We start from the raw sequence: 16,380 nt of genomic DNA on the forward strand, positions 1-16,380 counted from the left end.
GCCTTTTAGACGCCGCTTAGACACCCCTTACAGATCTTCTTTCAGCGTCCCGGCCACCTGCTCCACATGCTCCCGTGTGCTGATATTCAGAACACGCACACTTTTGTCAATTTTTTTGATAAGCCCGGCAAGGACACTGCCCGGGCCGATCTCAACAAACATATCGACACCTTGTTCAATCAGCCAGCGCACGCTGTCTTCCCACTGAACCGGTGAATAGACCTGCTGAGTTAGAAGGGCCGGAATATCCGCTGCCTTCTGAACCGGCTGCGCCGTTACGTTTGCTACAACTGGAGCCTTCGCATCCTCGAAGCGGACCGCAGTCAGCTTCTCCTCGAGACGCTCAGCAGCGGCCTTCATGAGTGAGGAGTGGAAAGGTCCGCTCACTTCGAGCGGAATCGCCCGCTTGCCTCCGGCTTCTTTTACCCTCTCCACGACCGCAGCAACTCCCTGCTGGGTTCCCGATACAACAATTTGACCTGGACAATTAATATTCGCCAGCTCAACCAGATGTCCGCCGGAAGTGATGTCTTGGCATAATGCCGCAAGCGCTCCACGCTCCGCTCCAAGCACCGCTGCCATAGCTCCCTGTCCTCCCGGAACAGCCTGCTCCATGAACAAACCTCTGGACCGGACAGTGGCTACAGCATCCTCGAACGAGAGGACCCCTGCGGCTGCCAAGGCTGTATATTCACCCAAGCTGTGCCCAGCGAAGAAATCCGGCGTTATGCCATGTGAGGCAAAAGCGCTGTACAGCGCGTAGCTTGTAGTCAGCAGGGCCGGCTGTGTATTCGCCGTCATCTTGAGTTCAGCTTCCGGACCGTTAAAGATCAGGTCACTCAGCTTGAAATCCAAGACTTCGTCGGCCTTACCGAATAATGCTGCCGCCTCCGGCAGAGCTTCATAAATATCTTTGCCCATCCCCACAGCTTGGGAACCCTGTCCCGGGAATACAAATGCTAACTTCCCCATAACGATTGCCAGCTCTCCTTATGTCTAGTCCTCTTCAGGCGGAGCGACTAGCCCCCGCCAACGAGAGAACTCCTAAATTAGATATGAAAATTACCAAACAAGTACGGAGGCTCCCCAGGTGAGGCCTCCTCCAAAACCGACCAGCAGGAGGGTGTCCCCTTCCTTCATGCGTCCCTCTTCCGCAGCTTCTACCAGAGCCAGAGGAATGGATGCGGCGGAAGTGTTCGCGTACTTATCCACGTTGATCACACACTTCTCTTCCGGTAATCCAAGACGCTCCATAGCGGAATGGATAATACGGATATTAGCTTGGTGGGGCACGAATAAATCAACCTCTTCTTTGGAAATCCCCGCCTTGCGAAGCACTTCCTCTGTAGCTGTGCCCATCACCCGCACCGCAAATTTGAACACCTCGCGCCCGTTCATATAAATGAAATGTTTGCCGGAACCAACGGTATCCGCGGAAGCGGGCAGTCTGGAGCCTCCGGCTTCCAGCTTCAGCTGGGAACCCCCGGCTCCTTCCGCCCCCAGATCAAACGAAAGGAAGCCCCTTCCTTCTGGCACTTCACCCAAGACTACAGCACCCGCCCCATCTCCAAACAGCACACAGGTGTTGCGGTCCGTGTAGTCCGTAATGCGTGACAAGGTGTCGGCACCAATTACGAGCGCATTATTGTACATGCCTGTCTTAATAAAGTTCGTGGCTGTGGCTAAGCTGTATACGAATCCCGAGCAGGCGGCCGACAAATCAAAGGCGGCAGCCTGCTTGGCGCCGAGCCGCTCCTGCAGGAGGCAGGCCGTGGAAGGGAACGTCATGTCTGGCGTTACCGTAGCCACAATGATGAGGTCCAAATCTTCCGGGGCTAGTCCAGCCGACTTCAGCGCCTTGATGGACGCCTCATAAGCCAAATCCGAGGTAGCCTGCTCCGGTGCGGCAATATGACGCTCACGGATCCCGGTGCGCGATACGATCCATTCATCGTTCGTTTCCACGATTTTCTCCATATCCGCATTGGTTAATACTTTCTCAGGCACATATTTCCCCGTACCAATAATCCCTACCGGACGAAATTTATTCACTTAATCCACTCTCTCCCTGCTGCTGAATTCTTTGGAAATTGTCTGTGTCAATTGGCTGCGCAGAGCTATCCGCGCCTGGCGGAACGCATTCTTGATCGCATCCGCATCGGAGGAGCCGTGCCCCTTCACCACGAGCCCGCTCAATCCGAGGAGCGGCGCGCCGCCGTGCTCTTTATAATCCATCATGCTTTTGAGGCTGCGCAGCTGAGGCATCAACACAGCAGCCGCCAGCTTGTTCTTCAAAGAGCTTGTAAATTTCTCCTTAAGAATGGAGAACAGCGCTCCGGCAGTCCCTTCCAGCGATTTAAGCAGAATATTGCCCGCAAAGCCGTCACAGACCAGGACATCACAAGCCCCAGCCAGCACGCCATGCGCTTCCACATTGCCAACGAAGTTAATCGGAAGCTCCTGCAAAAGCGGGTAGGCGGCCTTCGTAAGCTCGTTCCCCTTAATTGCCTCTGTGCCTACGTTAAGAAGTCCCACTCTGGGCTTGTCTATTCCATGAACCTGCTGCCGGTATACACTGCCCATTAGCGCATACTGGGCCAAGTGCTCCGGCTTCGCGTCCATATTGGCTCCCAAGTCCAACGCCAGTACACCTCTACCGTCAACTGTAGGAATCATTGGCGCAAGAGCCGGACGTTCAATGCCTTCCATCCGTCCAACCACAAGCAGCCCCGTAGTCATTAAAGCCCCGGTGTTCCCCGCCGAAATCATGGCGTCCGCCTCGCCCTCGCGAACCATCCGTCCCGCAACGACCATGGACGAATCCTTCTTGCGGCGGACTGCCTTTACCGGTTCGTCCTCCCCGCCAATCACTTCCGAGGTATGGCGGATGCTCAGGTTGGCCGGACGTTCTGTAAGCAGGCTCTCAATCCGCTCTTGATCGCCAACCAGGACAATCTGAATATCGCTCCATTCTTTGGCTGCGGCCAGCGCCCCCTGCACGTTACATTCGGGCGCATGGTCACCCCCCATGGCATCAATAGCTATCAACATGCTTAGTTCCCCCTTCGCTGTGTTCCTCTTTCCCGGAACGGTAAATGACGAAGTTGCCCTGGAAGACCATTTCTTCACCCACATAGGTGAATACCTCCACCTTGGCTTTTCCTTTATTGCCCGGCTCGGAACGGACATAGGCCTTGGCAATGCATTTCTCCCCGAGATGAACCTGTCTGACAAACCGGATATCCGCGGATGAGGTCAGAGCGATCTCGTCGTTAATCACGGCTACAGCAAGGGAGTTAGCTTGGGCGAACACATGGTGCCCCCGGGCGATTCCGGTTCTGGAGAACACATGCTCTTCACGTATTTCAAAAATGGATATTCCGCTCTTGTCGAGCTGCAAATCTACGATATCCCCGATAATTTCATGCAGCGGCAGAGACCGCACCTGGTCATAGCTTCGCTCAGCCATCAGCTTCATCCGTTCACGAAGCTCGGGAATCCCAAGCTCAAGACGGTCCAAACGGATGGTCTGGATGCTGACTTTCAGCTGCCGGGTCAATTCCTGGTCTGTAATGAACGGATTATCTTCAATCATTCTCACGAGCTGCTGCTGCCTCGCCCGCTTGGGCAAACGTTCGATAAGAATCGCCCCCTGCTTGATCTATAGTAAATGTAAGATTCTATTATTCCGGTGATCTCTTTAGAACCAGGTACTAAGCTCCAGTATAAATCATCCGCATTTAAAAAGAAAGATAATCCCTCTGCCGCAAGAGGAATTCTGCAGATCACCTGTTTTCTCCAAAAAAAATAGCACCCCATCCAAGATGTAGGTACTACTTTGATTGTTTGACTATGCTTTGATAATTTCTCTTGCTTTGTATGTTCCGCATACTTTGCATACGTGGTGAGCAAGCTTCAATTCTCCGCATTGTTCACATTTTACCATGCCCGGCACAGCCAATTTGAAATGAGTACGACGTTTGTCACGACGTGTTTTGGACGTTCTCCGTTGAGGTACTGCCATGGTTCCCACCTCCTTATTCAAGTCAACCTTGCCATATCCTTGCTGCAAGAGCAGTTAGGTATCAGACTTTGTTAGATATGTGAAAGTTAAGATGAACTTCATCCTCCCCATATCACAAGAAAAGCTAAACTCTGTTCTCTTTCATTACTGTTTAAAGAAATCCTTGAGTGCCGCAAGCCGCGGATCAACCACTTCTCTGTCACAGCCGCATTCGCGTTCATTCAAATCGGTTCCGCATGTCGGGCAAAGTCCCTTGCAATCATCCTTGCAGATGGCTGCAAAAGGAAGATTAAGCAGCAGATCTTCTTCTATGAAAGGAACAAGATCAACGTCATCCTCTGCAATGTAGCGGATATCGTCTTCCTCGTTCTGCACATCTTCCGCATTCTCGCTATACTTAAACCGTTCCTCAAAACCGATACCGATCTGTTTCTTCAAAGGCTTCAGACAGCGGGAGCACGTCATGTCCAATTCCGTGGACAGATTGCCCTGTACATGCACTTCATTATCGCCCAAATAAACAGCCTTTAGATCGGCTTGAAGGGGGCTTATACGGGTAATATCCTTGCGGTCCTTGGCAACATGCCGGACATCCAATGCCTCGTGGAGTTCCACAGGGCCGTCGGTGGACGCCATCTTACGAAATTGAAAGTGCATATCCATCACTCCAAACAAACAAAAATTATTATACCGATTTCAAGAGAGTTTTGTCAATATCATAAACTTGACTCCCCCTTTTATTATACGGCAATTCCAGACATTCTACCCATCCCCGGCAGGAATATAAACCCTCCATTCGGAACAAGTCTGTAAATTATACCATGTTTATTCGGTAAAACATGCAGTTCATGATATTATTTCTAATACTTATTACCTTTTCTCCAAGGGGGGCCCAGATTTTGAGTATTGTCGGTTTAATCGTAGAATATAACCCGCTTCATAACGGGCATCTCTATCATTTCAACCGGGCGAAGCAGGAAACCGGGGCTAAGGCGGCCATCGCCGTCATGAGCGGCAATTTCCTGCAGCGGGGCGAACCGGCTGTCGTCTCCAAGTGGGCCCGGGCCGAAATGGCGCTGGCCATGGGGGCAGACCTGGTCATTGAGCTGCCCGTAGCTTACGCCGTACAGCCGGCGGAGTGGTTCGCCTACGGGGCGGCTGCGCTGCTGAACGCGACCGGCCTGGTCACGCACCTGGTATTCGGCAGCGAGGAAGGCGGGACTGACAAGCTGCAGGCCCTCGCTGGGGCGCTTGCGGAGGAAAGCGGCCCCATGCGCCAGGCCGTGGCGGAGGAGCTCGCCACGGGCGCCAGCTACCCCGCCGCCTACGCTGCGGCGGCGGAGAGGACTCTCGCGGGCGGCGCAGCCGAAGGCGCCCGCGAGCTCTTGAAGCAGCCCAACAATTCGCTTGGGCTGCACTATATGATCGCGCTGCGCCGGCTTGGCAGCGCGATCCAGCCCTTAACGATCCGGCGCGAAGCCGCCGGATACCATGATGCGCAGCCGGGCGAGGGGTCCATCGCCAGCGCGACCGCCATCCGGCGGCTGATTCTGGCCGGGGGACTGCCAGAGGCAAGTCCCTACATGCCGGATTATGCCGCCGGCATCCTGGCCCGCGAGATCGCCGCGGGCCGTGGGCCAGTGACCTGGGAATCGCTTCGCGGGCCGCTTTTTTATCAGCTTCTGACCAGCCCGGCTGAAACGCTCTCCCATATCCATGAAATGACCGAAGGACTTGAATACCGGATTAAGAAGGTGCTGCCTTCCTTGAACCAACCGACCGTCGCTCATCTGCTCGAGGCGCTCAAGACCAAGAGATATACCCATACGAAGCTGCAGCGCCTGCTGGTCCATGTACTGCTCCAGCATAAGAAAGCGGCTTTCACCAGGGAAGCTCTTGCGGAGGGGCCCGGCTACCTCCGGGTACTCGGATTCTCAGAACAAGGACGTGAGCTCCTGAAACAAATGAAAAAGACGGCCTCGCTGCTCATCCTCACGAGACCGTCCACGTTATCCCATCCCCAGCTGGAGCTGGATCTTGCCGCCTCCGCTGTCTATGCGGGCGCCTTTAGTGATCATGCTACTGACCAGATCTTCCGGGATTACCGTCAGCCGCCTATCCGGCTTTAGCCTTCAGTTTGCTGAGATAATTCAAGGCATCGTCCACCGTCTTCACAGGAACAAGCTTCATGGAGGTGCCAATTTCCTCTGCTTTCTTCTTCGCATCCTTATAGTTATCCTCTGGTACGAAGAAGATTTCGGCCTTCTCCCGGTCGGCGGCCACGATTTTGAACTGCACTCCGCCGATCGGGCCTACCGTCCCATCTGTTGACATGGTTCCCGTCCCCGCAATCCGGTACCCCTTGCTCAAATCTCCCGGGGTAAGCTGGTTGTAAATTTCCAGCGTGAACATCAAACCGGCTGAAGGACCACCCACCTGGGTGTGCGCAAATTCGACCTGCTGCTTCGGATCAACGGACTTCACTTTTCTAAGCTCTCCGATGTTCAGGCCAAACCCCGCTCTATTCCCTCCAGTTGCCGGGTCCTTAAGCGGGATCAATTCCGCCTGCTGACTCAGCGTCTTCCCATCCCGCTCCAGCTCTACGGATACACGGTCCCCAGCCTTCTTTGTCTTCAAGATTCCTGAAAGCTGTTCGAACCGGGTCAGCGCCTGACCCTCCACTTTCCGGATAATATCTCCTGGGGCAAAATCCCCTTTCGGAGGATTAGATTTGGATAAGGACACGACAAATACATATTCGGATACGATATTAAATGGAACCTTCGCCTTGTGATATGCGGCCGCCATCGCGCTGGACTGGGAATCACTCATATAATAAATCTGCTGGGTTTCATATTCCTTGCCCCCCTGCTCGGGCGTCTTGCGGACGATTTGGGCCTGGCTGTTGAATTGGGACGCGATAAGTGCCGCAACGTTGGCGTACGTCACCGATACAGTAGTCATCATAAATGTCCCTTTTTCTTCGGGATCGCCCCCCGCTACCCGGATCATGGGTTTGATTTCTTCAGCCGATCCCGGCTGATTCACCATATAAGGAGTAGGCATGAATACAACCACATACACCATAACCACCAGCAACATTACATAGAGTAACGACTTAAATATCCTCGAGTTTCTCTGCTGCACTGTGTATTCCTCTCCCTCAAATAGTGCCTTATGGAACAAGCCTGGTCTGTTCCAGGCTCTCCATGCATAAATTATATTTGTACTAGCCTTTTCAGTTTCATCCGTGAATACCGCAGACAAGCCCTACACGGCTGCTCTATATCTATTCATATAAGAGGTGAAGCATTCATGAACGGACAACAACAGCCGAGAGGCCGGCTGTGGGTTACTATTCTATTCGGCGGTGGAGCCATTCTGCTCGCAGCCAGTATCGTCAAGTCCCCCGGCGCCGCGTTCGACGCCTCACTTCAGGGTCTGACCCTGTGGTGGAGAATCGTATTTCCCGGGCTGCTTCCCTTCCTGGTCATATCCCAAATCTTAGTCGCTTATGGATTGGTACATGTTCTGGGTACACTGCTGGACCCTTTGCTTCGCAAAGGGTTTGGTGTGCCTGGCGTGGCCGGATGGGTCATTCCGCTCGGTCTGATCGCCGGATTCCCCTCTGCTGCCGAGGCATCCGCCCAGCTGTACGCTCAGGGACGATTAAGTGCCAGACAGGCCGGGATGCTGGCTTCGGCCGCTCATTTCTGCAGTCCCATGTTGATCATTGTTGTCATCGGCACCGGGTTCCTTCATAATCCGGCACTCGGCCTGCTTCTGGCTGCTGTTCATTCCGTGACAGGCCTGGCTGCCGGAATGACTCTCCATGTGATCCTATCACGCCGGGACAAAAAGCGGTTGAATCCTCCGCCCCTTACATCAGATCAGGATAGGCACCATTCCCGCTCTCTTCTCCAAAGTATTGAAGAAGCCCGTCAGGCAGACGGGCGCAGTTTTGGCAAGCTCCTAGGCGATACGGTTGCTTCTTCCGTTCAGACCTTAATGATGATCGGCGGGTATATGCTGATTTTTGCCGTTGCTGCCCGTATGATTCAGCTCTATATTCCAGGCCTTGGTTCTCCGCTCGGGCTTGCGGGAATCCTAGAGGTTCACTTAGGCAGTTATGCCGCCGCAAATGCAGAGTTCTCTTCCCCTTCACTCCAAGCCGCTCTGCTGGGAGCCATCCTGGGATTCAGCGGTCTATCGTCTTATTTGCAGGTTAGAGCTGTTCTGGGTCCAGCGGGGATTGGCACAGGCCTGTTTCTGCTTACCCGAATGCTGCACGCCATCTATGCCTTCGGTCTAACCCTGCTTTGCTGGAAACCTCTCTCCAGCCTTTTCCCCGGTGCTGCACCCGTGTACAAAGAGGCTGCACCTGCAGCAGCTTCGGCGGACAGCTTGAACAACATTCTGGAATGGCCATATATTCTTAGTATGGTAAAATGGCAGATCGTTATCCTGGCCCTGTTCACGGCAAGCCTTCTGGTATTCACTCTGATTTGGCGGTTTCGCGGGCGGGCAGCCCGATAATCAGCTGTCTGTCATTTTTTCGCAGCCGGAGCATATTTGCGCCGAAGGGCTTCCTCTACTTCAGGAAGCACCAAATCCACGACTTCCCCCTGAAAACGGGCAATTTCCTTCACCACGCTGGAGCTCAGATAGCTGTATTTGGGGTTGGTCATCATAAATATCGTCTCAACCTCACTGTTGAGCTTATGATTAATGGAAGCCATCTGCATCTCGTATTCGAAATCGGTAACTGAACGCACACCCTTCACAATGACATGCGCTTGCTTCTGCACCATATAATTTACGAGCAGATCACTGAAGCTGTCCACTTCAACATTAGGCACATCCCTTGTAGCCTGCTGCAACAGCTCCTTTCTCTCTTCCATCGTAAACAAGGGGTTCTTGCTTGAGTTGTTCAGTACAGCGACAATCAGCTTGTCGAACTGTCTGGCAGCCCGGTGAATAATATCCATATGGCCCATAGTTACCGGGTCAAAGCTCCCGGGGTATACGGCTATACGCAGATTGTTATTAGATTCCGTCATGGTGTTCTTCCTCCTGGCTCTCGTCCGCAGAATTAGCGTTAAGCCTATACTTATAGACCGAGACGGCTGTCTCGCCGTACTCAGCTTTACGCAACCGGTTGAATTTACCGAAATGCTCCGGATACTCAAATGAAGATTCATATTCCAGCACAATCGTGGCCTCATCCTTCAGAAGGCCAAGCTCGTCCATTTTTCCCATTAGCTTGTCTCCGGATTTCAGCCGGTATGGGGGATCGAGAAACACAAGATCAAAAGCTGTCTCCCGTTTGGCCAGCGCCTTAAGCGCTCGCTCGGCATCATTCTTGTAAACCTCTGCCTGATTCTCCAAACCCGTGGCCTTGAGATTAGCTTTAACGACCTCAAGACTCTTATATTCAAGATCAATGAATACTGCACGGTCCATCCCCCGGCTTAATGCCTCGATTCCAAGCCCGCCGGTTCCGGCGAACAGATCGAGCGCTTTCCCTCCATCAAAATAAGGGCCAATCATACTAAAGATGGCCTCCTTCACCTTGTCCGTTGTCGGCCTTGTCCCAGTACCGGGTACGGCCTTCAGCGGCCTGCCTTTGGCAGTTCCTGATATTACGCGCAAGCTTCTGTCACACCCTATCTTTTCGTCACATGCCGTGTCGCTTTTTTTATGACGATATCGTACCATACTCCTACCGTATTGAAAAACCGATTCCACACACATTCCCTTTTTTTATAAGATGCAGGTATAAAAAGGGCAAGCGCGGACACAATAAAGATATCGACATCACAAATGTCGTAGACAACCGCGGAGAAGACTTACGTTTCCCCATAAGCTCTTCGTCCGGTTTCTCCTCTCCCATGATGGGGATCTCGTAAGAGATCCCCGGACAAAAGCCTTTGTATCGTGCATTTGTACGAAGGCTTTTGTCTTTTTTTTGTTATTTGGGACGAACTGGAACGAAATAAAAAAGACTCGGATAATACATCCGAATCACTCAAGACATGCCTTTTAATGAGCATTCTTTCTAATTTATTTATTAGGAAAATGAATGGTCATGATATGATCAGCATGGATAACATTAATATTTCCACCAGCATCGATCATTTCAAGTATATTATTCTCTAAAGTTTTTAACAGGCCTGCGTGACAGGGCTTCTCACCCAGATTTACAATGATGAGTTCACCTTCTAATTTTTTGATTTGCTGGTCTAAAGCTCGGGAGACAGGCAGTGCGGCCGGCTGAACAGGAAAATGATCTTGGCTTAGATCGAATGGAGTTTTATTGGGAGGGTAAGGAATCAAGTATTTAACATGATTAATAGCCACATATACACTTCCATACACTGGAGAGAAGAAGATAAAATAATCGTTCATTATGCCGGTCAAGTATCCGTGTATGGAGTGTTTGTTGCCAATGGATACTTCAGTGAAAATCCCTCTGGAATTCATTAGCATTTTCCGATATGAAATTTGATCCTGTTCGGGCGAAGGATTACGGCTTGAATCATACAGTTGAAGATCAGCCGAAGCCAGATTCAAATGCTGCAGATGGTGAATGGGGATATAAATGAATTTTGATTCCGAGAATAACACTAATATGTCGCTTCCCATGTCAATTAATTCGCCAATGATACGCTCAGTGCATCCAGACAACTCAAGCTCAACGGTCTGATTTAACCATTTCTTAAAAACCTCCATTCTCATCCTCCTCTCAAAGCAGGACTTGTGTCCATACATATAAGGACATCAGACTAACAATCAAACCAATAGGTATCACGATTATAGTTACTTTCATATACTGTTTCCAGGTAATGGGGACATGATTACTCCTAAGAATATACATCCACAGTAATGTGGCCAGGGTACCTACAGGCGTTAACAATGCTCCTATATCACTTCCCATGATATTAGCCAAATACGCGAGTTGAAGAGGCTGTTGTTCCAGCCCCATATCCGTCACTGCAAAAGTGCCAATCATAACCGACGGAAGATTGTTAACCAGATTCGAGAGAAGTGTTAGCATCAGACCGGAAGCGGCTATTAAACTTGCTTCGCTCTTCTCAGCAAATGGTTGTAATAAAGTTATCAGCCATTCTGTCATCCCGGCACGATGAAGGCTATTGACGATGACATAAATGCTGAAGGCGAACAACAGAATATGCCAGGGTGTTTGTGTCACAACATCACGAATCCCCTTCCTTGTTCGATACCATCTAACCGCAATCATAAGTACAACCCCAGTTAATGCAACGAGCTCAATAGGAATTCCCAAATCCTCGGCAAGAAAAAATCCCCCACGAATAAAAACAACTATACCTATACAAACTCTGAACAGCCACCAGTCTACTTTATTACTAATCTCATGGTTATGCAGCAGAGGGTGGCTCCCTGGCTGTAATGAATATCTGATCGGATTTTTGCTGATTTTGTGAGGAATATCCCTTTGAAAATAGAGATACAAAAGTACGGAAATACATAAGATACCCATCATAGAGGGGACAAACATCATGACGGTATATTGGTTTAGATCCAGTCCAACGATGCGGAGTGCTATTAGATTTGCCAGATTGCTTACTCCTATAGGTGCGCTTGATACCGTGGCAATCAGTGCTCCAGAGAGCAAATAGGGGATTTTTTGCTTCGATTTCAACTTCAGAATGTTACCAATTTGGATAATGATAGGTGTAGTTATGAGTATACTGCCGTCATTATTGAAGAAGAGAGTCATAAGAAAGCAAAGAAGGAGTATTAGCCAGAAGAGCTTTACACCTGAGCCTTTAGCTCTCTCAACCAGATTAAAAGCCACCCAGCGGAAGAAGCCGATACTCTCAAGTATAATGGACATAACAATGGTTGAAAGAATTGTGACCGCGGCTCCAGATACGATTCCTAATACCTCAAGGATATGCTTGTAACCTACTACGCCAACCAAGATGAGAATGAGTGCCCCTAGTGATGTTGGGATCGATTCATTAATTCTCCCGGGACGCCACATGAGGAGAATAACGGTGCATACAAAAACTCCGAATGTGATCCATTGCTGATAGTCCGGCATTATTGCTGCTCACCTCCCAAGGGGAGAACGTCAGATGAAGGCGCTAGTTTTGGGGGTGTGGCCTTTACGGTTTTTGTTGGGAGAATGAGCCAATATAGCGGTATGCCTAGAAGAATGCAGTATATATAGAGATACATTTCCTCTTCCTCCCTTCACGCTGTTATCAAAGTACAGTTCCCCTTCTTTTTTGAGATGGATGGGTAAATATGAAATCAACTTAGCTGGGATTTATTTAAGGTTCCTCCATACTTGTCATTCATGTCCACCTCTAATGTATTCATATGTGCCAGGGGTGGGAAAGGAACTAGCCATATATGCTGATTACTAACAAAACCCTCAAACATCTAATATCAATAACCTATTCCATTCATAGTTTAATATAGGAATTTTTATAATATTTTTTTGATGTGGTTTTCGTCCATACGCTTCCGCGGCCAAGAGCATTTATTATATTGTACAATTACAAATCATTGAAGGGAGATCAGGCATATGGATCATTCTTTTCACAAGGCAGTACACAAATACAGAAAACATGCAAAAGAAGCCCGGAAGCATTTTAGACATGTCAAAGACAAAGCTTTAGGGGAAGGCCTGATAGGATTAAGCAAAAGCCTCAACCAAATCAATACAAAATTAAACGTGATCAATAAGAAATTAGACAGACTCAAAAATCGGTATTATTAAACCCTAATATGAGTAAATACTCTGGGAAGCTGTCATACAGCTTCTTTTTTCATTCTTTTTACCGACCCATGCCCTATTACACGCTCTCAGATCTTCCCCAGACTAATACACCCAACACAAAATCCCCGCCAGGCTTACCACGCCTAACAGGGATGTGTGTCAAATCACTTGGATTTAATTAGTACAGGATAGAACGGGAAATGATCACCAGCAGAATGAACAATACCAGGATCGCGCCAGTTGAAGTAAACATTCCTCCGCCGCCGTATCCGCCACCTACTTCGCTCATTTGTGAAAACCTCCTCTATATTTAGAATACAATTCATTGTATTCTCAGCCCTCACCCGAAGCTTGGACGCCAGTCCAACTTTGATTATTTTTATCAATCTCTTGTCCAATACTCTGCACGACTTCGTTGTTCTCGTCCCAGGCCACCTTCAGACTCCTGCTCCCAGCCTTGAACAATCCGCACAGACTCGGCGTAAGATTTGTTCTCCCATGAAATATAATGATGGTTCTCCAGCCACAGCAGGGCATTCTCTATCTCTGTACTCCGGTGTCTGCCCGTAAGACGCTGAAGCTCACGCATTTCAGGCATCTTCCGGTATTTCAGCGAATAGTTGTACATAATTCTAAGCAGTTTTCTTTCAAAATCAGGGAGCACAGCTTCGACCTCCTCTTCGTCCTTCTCAATTCCATACTCCTAGGCCTCCGTTAAATTATACAGGAACATACGTTCTAATTTCAATCAAAAGAAAGGGCCCTGTTCATACCGAACATTGGCCCTTCCTCATTATATATTTATCTCTTGACTGAACATGCTGAAACACGGAGCTTTTACACATAAACCGGGTTAGCAGGATACGGAATTCAGGACGTAGTCTTCTTCAGTTCTTTCGGGAGCCGCGGGGCTCCGATTAGGCTTTTATTGCTAGCGGCAGACTTCATTGCACTTCTCTCTAACAATTCAGATAATTTCCGGGCCAAAGACTGCTTCATTCAGAATCACCTCCTTTCCATAAAGGAAGGAGAAGAATAGCTTGCACCGCACAGGACCATGCGATTTCAGAAGACTGAATTAGGAAATTAGCTGCTACTAACATGCAAGAAATTATTTTTAAATAAGGATCTATAGCAGATGGGTTGCGTTCTTCAAAAATATTCGGAGAATACAGCAGAAACAGTACAACGGCTATTCCGGTGACCATCAGAGTCATATTCTTGTCCATAGGAACAAAAGGAATCAATACAAAGAGAAGCGAAGAAACGATCGTGCAGGCGGTCAGCGATCTCATGTGCACGCCTCCGGAATACCGTCTGACAATATAAAAGGCAGCTAAAGCAGTTATACTTTCCGGCAAAATACCGCAAGCCCATCCGAGCAAAATGGTAAGCAATAGCGCACAGAGAGTATTTAGCCAGATTCCCAGCTGATACTCCATGACTTCAAGGCTTACCGGCCCATGCGGATCACTTTGCTTTATTCTCCTTGAGATATGCTTCGACAATGCTTCTAACACCTTCATAATCGCTCCTTTGGGAGAGGAAATAAGAAATGCTGAAGGTTACGAAAGCCATGATGATGAAACCTAATGAATCCACAGTATACAGAAAAAAGCCGACCAGGAATATCGTTACTGATGATATGGTCGCTGCAACCAGCAAAGATTTATTTTCGCCAGGGTAGGAGCCTGTAGAACTCTCGTGGTGGGAGCGGATGAACGAAAACCCGAGTCGAAATGCCTTCAAGAAGATGGCGATGCCATATGCGGCAAGAATTGAGCTGATTTGGATAATATACACCGGAACTCCGTCGGTCTGGTTAAAGACACTATTGTATAACACCCCAACCAAGTTATAGATATAATAGATCGTCAGCTGAAGAACCATATAAGCAGAAATGCCTGCCCCGGCAACAAAAGCCGACAAATTGAATTTTAATTTATAAACGTACTTTAGAAAAAAAATAAAAAAGAGATACTGCAAAGGCAGGTCCAACTGGGGTAATCCGATGACTAGTCTCATGATAAATGAATATAATGCGATAAATATCACAAATAAAGCCACTTTATAACGATGATCCCACAGAGGGAGCTTGTAAAGGGAGATGATCAAGCCAAACATGGCGAGCGCGTCAAATATGCTCAGACCAAAATAAATAAACGAAGACAGCAATTACTGCACCACCCTTTACTTTATAACTAAATTATAGGGAAGTGCAGAGGAAAGTTCTAGTACTTTTGGGATACTAAATTCGAAATCTAGCAAATTATTTTTAAAAGTCTCTTCCCGCAATATGGGTATTATTGTATAATTAGTTAACATTTAAATGGGGAGTGATTATCTGTGAAAAGATTAGACTCGTTCGAAAGAATCCTCATGCTTTTTGCCGCGATCATCATCCTCTTTATCATCTGTTCCTGTGCGGCGTTCTTGTATTTCTCCTCCCAAATCTCCCCTTGACCCAATCTAACCCTCTAGGCTAAATGATCCTGATACCACGGATTGATGTGCACCATAACTTCCTCAACATAATCCACTTCCCGTTTAACGGTATTCCTGATTTCCTTACTCACATCGTGTCCTTGCTGCACCGTCATGTCACTAGGGATGCTCACCCGGACATCCACAATAATATAATTGCCCAGCTCCCTTGCCCGAATCCGGTCGATCCGTTTGACGTGCTCAATTCCGCTCACAATGCTTCGAATTTGCTCAATTTGCGCTTGGGAAATATTCTTCTCCATCAGGATATCCACGGATTCCTGTCCCATCTTGTAAGCCAGCTTAAGCACGAAATAAGATACGATCAGCCCCGCAACCGGGTCACCGTACTTAGTTAGTGGAATGTTGTAATAATCTCCAAGCAGGGCAATCCCGATCCCCGCACATGCCGCAACTGAGGCATAGACGTCCGCCAAATGATCATAAGCTGTAGCGGTCAGGCTCTTGCTGTTCTCCGTTCTACCGATCCGGATACAGTATACATATAAAGCCTGCTTCCATACCAGGGATACCGCTGCAGCTATCAAAGCAATAAAGCTTGCTTCGGCAGCCGGAACGAGAAAAGCCTCAACTGATTTGACAATCATTAATACGGCCGCAGCCGCAAGAATAATGGCGACCACGGCGGAAGCGAGTACCTCTGCCTTGCCATGCCCATAGGGATGATCCTCATCCGCCGGCTTTTTCGAAATCCTAGTTGAAGTTAGCGCCGCGAAAGTCGCCACCACGTCGCCGGCATTATGTATCCCGTCTGCAATCAGAACCTGGCTGTTGAACAGAACGCCAACCAAAATTTTGACCCCGGTTAGAAATAAATTGCTGATCAGACTGATCCACACTGCAATAAAGGTTTTGTTTGCTGCCTGCATCTTACATACCGCCTTATTCAAATATTTCAAGACATGAAGATGGCGTCTGGTATCAATCCACATGTCTTCCCGCGCTTTTTAATTCAGCCCATTCATCTTAACCAAAGATAACGAGTGGGTCTAGAGAAACAGTGTTGTCGCTGTCCCTAAACAAAAGGTTATTGCAATAATTTTTCCCTAGAGAAACTTTCCTGGTCAAATTCAAACCT

19 protein-coding genes are annotated in these 16,380 nt (G+C 48.9%); 3 read left to right on the plus strand and 16 right to left on the minus strand.

Going from position 1 to position 16,380, the window contains the following annotated elements; translation table 11 throughout:
• Positions 1–27: 27 nt before the first annotated feature.
• From fabD to BN6628_RS16840, 6 genes are all read right to left on the minus strand, one after another.
• Positions 28–972 carry an ACP S-malonyltransferase gene (fabD, locus tag BN6628_RS16820; protein ID WP_068619436.1) on the minus strand — a complete coding sequence of 315 codons (945 nt, stop codon included), beginning with the start codon at positions 970–972 and terminating at the stop codon, positions 28–30.
• A 90-nt stretch (positions 973–1,062) separates the two neighbouring features.
• Positions 1,063–2,052: a beta-ketoacyl-ACP synthase III gene (locus BN6628_RS16825; protein WP_068619438.1), complete on the minus strand. Its 990-nt coding sequence runs from the start codon at positions 2,050–2,052 to the stop codon at positions 1,063–1,065.
• Positions 2,053–3,051 (minus strand): phosphate acyltransferase PlsX, encoded by a 999-nt coding sequence (gene plsX / locus BN6628_RS16830; RefSeq protein ID WP_068619440.1) that lies wholly within the window; start codon positions 3,049–3,051, stop codon positions 2,053–2,055.
• Positions 3,035–3,631 carry a transcription factor FapR gene (gene fapR, locus BN6628_RS16835; protein WP_082926943.1) on the minus strand — a complete coding sequence of 199 codons (597 nt, stop codon included), beginning with the start codon at positions 3,629–3,631 and terminating at the stop codon, positions 3,035–3,037. The genes plsX and fapR overlap by 17 nt, the downstream gene beginning before the upstream one ends.
• 219 nt (positions 3,632–3,850) lie before the next feature.
• On the minus strand, positions 3,851–4,024 hold the full coding sequence (gene rpmF / locus BN6628_RS25705; protein WP_082926944.1) for a 50S ribosomal protein L32: 174 nt from the start codon (positions 4,022–4,024) through the stop codon (positions 3,851–3,853).
• Between the two features lie 144 nt (positions 4,025–4,168).
• Complete coding sequence (locus tag BN6628_RS16840; protein ID WP_068619442.1) at positions 4,169–4,681, minus strand: YceD family protein; 513 nt, start codon at positions 4,679–4,681, stop codon at positions 4,169–4,171.
• A gap of 242 nt (positions 4,682–4,923) precedes the next feature.
• On the opposite strand from BN6628_RS16840, the gene BN6628_RS16845 reads away from it, so the two are divergent.
• Entirely contained in the window at positions 4,924–6,153 is a 1,230-nt protein-coding gene (locus BN6628_RS16845; RefSeq protein WP_089153559.1) for a nucleotidyltransferase, read from the plus strand.
• Here BN6628_RS16845 and BN6628_RS16850 read toward each other — a convergent pair.
• Positions 6,140–7,171 carry a SepM family pheromone-processing serine protease gene (locus BN6628_RS16850; protein ID WP_068619446.1) on the minus strand — a complete coding sequence of 344 codons (1,032 nt, stop codon included), beginning with the start codon at positions 7,169–7,171 and terminating at the stop codon, positions 6,140–6,142. The genes BN6628_RS16845 and BN6628_RS16850 overlap by 14 nt on opposite strands.
• Before the next feature lie 168 nt (positions 7,172–7,339).
• Here BN6628_RS16850 and BN6628_RS16855 point away from each other — a divergent pair, with 168 nt between their 5' ends.
• The gene (locus BN6628_RS16855; RefSeq protein ID WP_068619448.1) at positions 7,340–8,560 is read left to right on the plus strand and encodes a nucleoside recognition domain-containing protein; all 1,221 of its coding nucleotides are present in this window, start codon (positions 7,340–7,342) and stop codon (positions 8,558–8,560) included.
• A gap of 11 nt (positions 8,561–8,571) precedes the next feature.
• Here BN6628_RS16855 and coaD read toward each other — a convergent pair whose 3' ends face one another.
• From coaD to BN6628_RS16875, 4 genes are all read right to left on the minus strand, one after another.
• A complete protein-coding gene (coaD, locus tag BN6628_RS16860; RefSeq protein WP_068619450.1) occupies positions 8,572–9,084 on the minus strand; it encodes a pantetheine-phosphate adenylyltransferase in 513 nt (170 codons plus the stop codon).
• The gene (gene rsmD / locus BN6628_RS16865; protein ID WP_068619452.1) at positions 9,071–9,676 is read right to left on the minus strand and encodes a 16S rRNA (guanine(966)-N(2))-methyltransferase RsmD; all 606 of its coding nucleotides are present in this window, start codon (positions 9,674–9,676) and stop codon (positions 9,071–9,073) included. Before rsmD ends, coaD begins: the two co-directional genes overlap by 14 nt.
• A 411-nt stretch (positions 9,677–10,087) precedes the next feature.
• Positions 10,088–10,756, minus strand: coding sequence for a DUF2642 domain-containing protein (locus tag BN6628_RS16870; RefSeq protein WP_068619454.1), 669 nt, complete (start codon positions 10,754–10,756; stop codon positions 10,088–10,090).
• A gap of 13 nt (positions 10,757–10,769) precedes the next feature.
• Entirely contained in the window at positions 10,770–12,113 is a 1,344-nt protein-coding gene (locus tag BN6628_RS16875; RefSeq protein WP_068619456.1) for an arsenic transporter, read from the minus strand.
• A gap of 489 nt (positions 12,114–12,602) precedes the next feature.
• Here BN6628_RS16875 and BN6628_RS16880 point away from each other — a divergent pair, with 489 nt between their 5' ends.
• Entirely contained in the window at positions 12,603–12,797 is a 195-nt protein-coding gene (locus BN6628_RS16880; protein WP_068619458.1) for a hypothetical protein, read from the plus strand.
• A 178-nt stretch (positions 12,798–12,975) separates the two neighbouring features.
• On the opposite strand, the gene BN6628_RS26450 is transcribed toward BN6628_RS16880, so the two are convergent.
• The 5 genes from BN6628_RS26450 to BN6628_RS16900 form a co-directional block, all read right to left on the minus strand.
• The gene (locus tag BN6628_RS26450) at positions 12,976–13,086 is read right to left on the minus strand and encodes a sporulation protein YjcZ (protein ID WP_204249258.1); all 111 of its coding nucleotides are present in this window, start codon (positions 13,084–13,086) and stop codon (positions 12,976–12,978) included.
• Positions 13,087–13,179: 93 nt separating this feature from the next.
• Entirely contained in the window at positions 13,180–13,461 is a 282-nt protein-coding gene (locus tag BN6628_RS16885; protein WP_068619460.1) for a hypothetical protein, read from the minus strand.
• Positions 13,462–13,792: 331 nt separating this feature from the next.
• Positions 13,793–14,323, minus strand: coding sequence for an accessory gene regulator ArgB-like protein (locus BN6628_RS16890; protein WP_082926945.1), 531 nt, complete (start codon positions 14,321–14,323; stop codon positions 13,793–13,795).
• On the minus strand, positions 14,268–14,972 hold the full coding sequence (locus BN6628_RS16895; protein WP_068619462.1) for a hypothetical protein: 705 nt from the start codon (positions 14,970–14,972) through the stop codon (positions 14,268–14,270). The genes BN6628_RS16890 and BN6628_RS16895 overlap by 56 nt, the downstream gene beginning before the upstream one ends.
• Before the next feature lie 302 nt (positions 14,973–15,274).
• On the minus strand, positions 15,275–16,171 hold the full coding sequence (locus BN6628_RS16900; RefSeq protein WP_068622383.1) for a cation diffusion facilitator family transporter: 897 nt from the start codon (positions 16,169–16,171) through the stop codon (positions 15,275–15,277).
• Positions 16,172–16,380 lie beyond the last annotated feature (209 nt).

It is taken from the genome of Paenibacillus tuaregi, assembly GCF_900086655.1.
In the GTDB taxonomy this organism is placed as follows: Bacteria; Bacillota; Bacilli; order Paenibacillales; family Paenibacillaceae; genus Fontibacillus; species Fontibacillus tuaregi.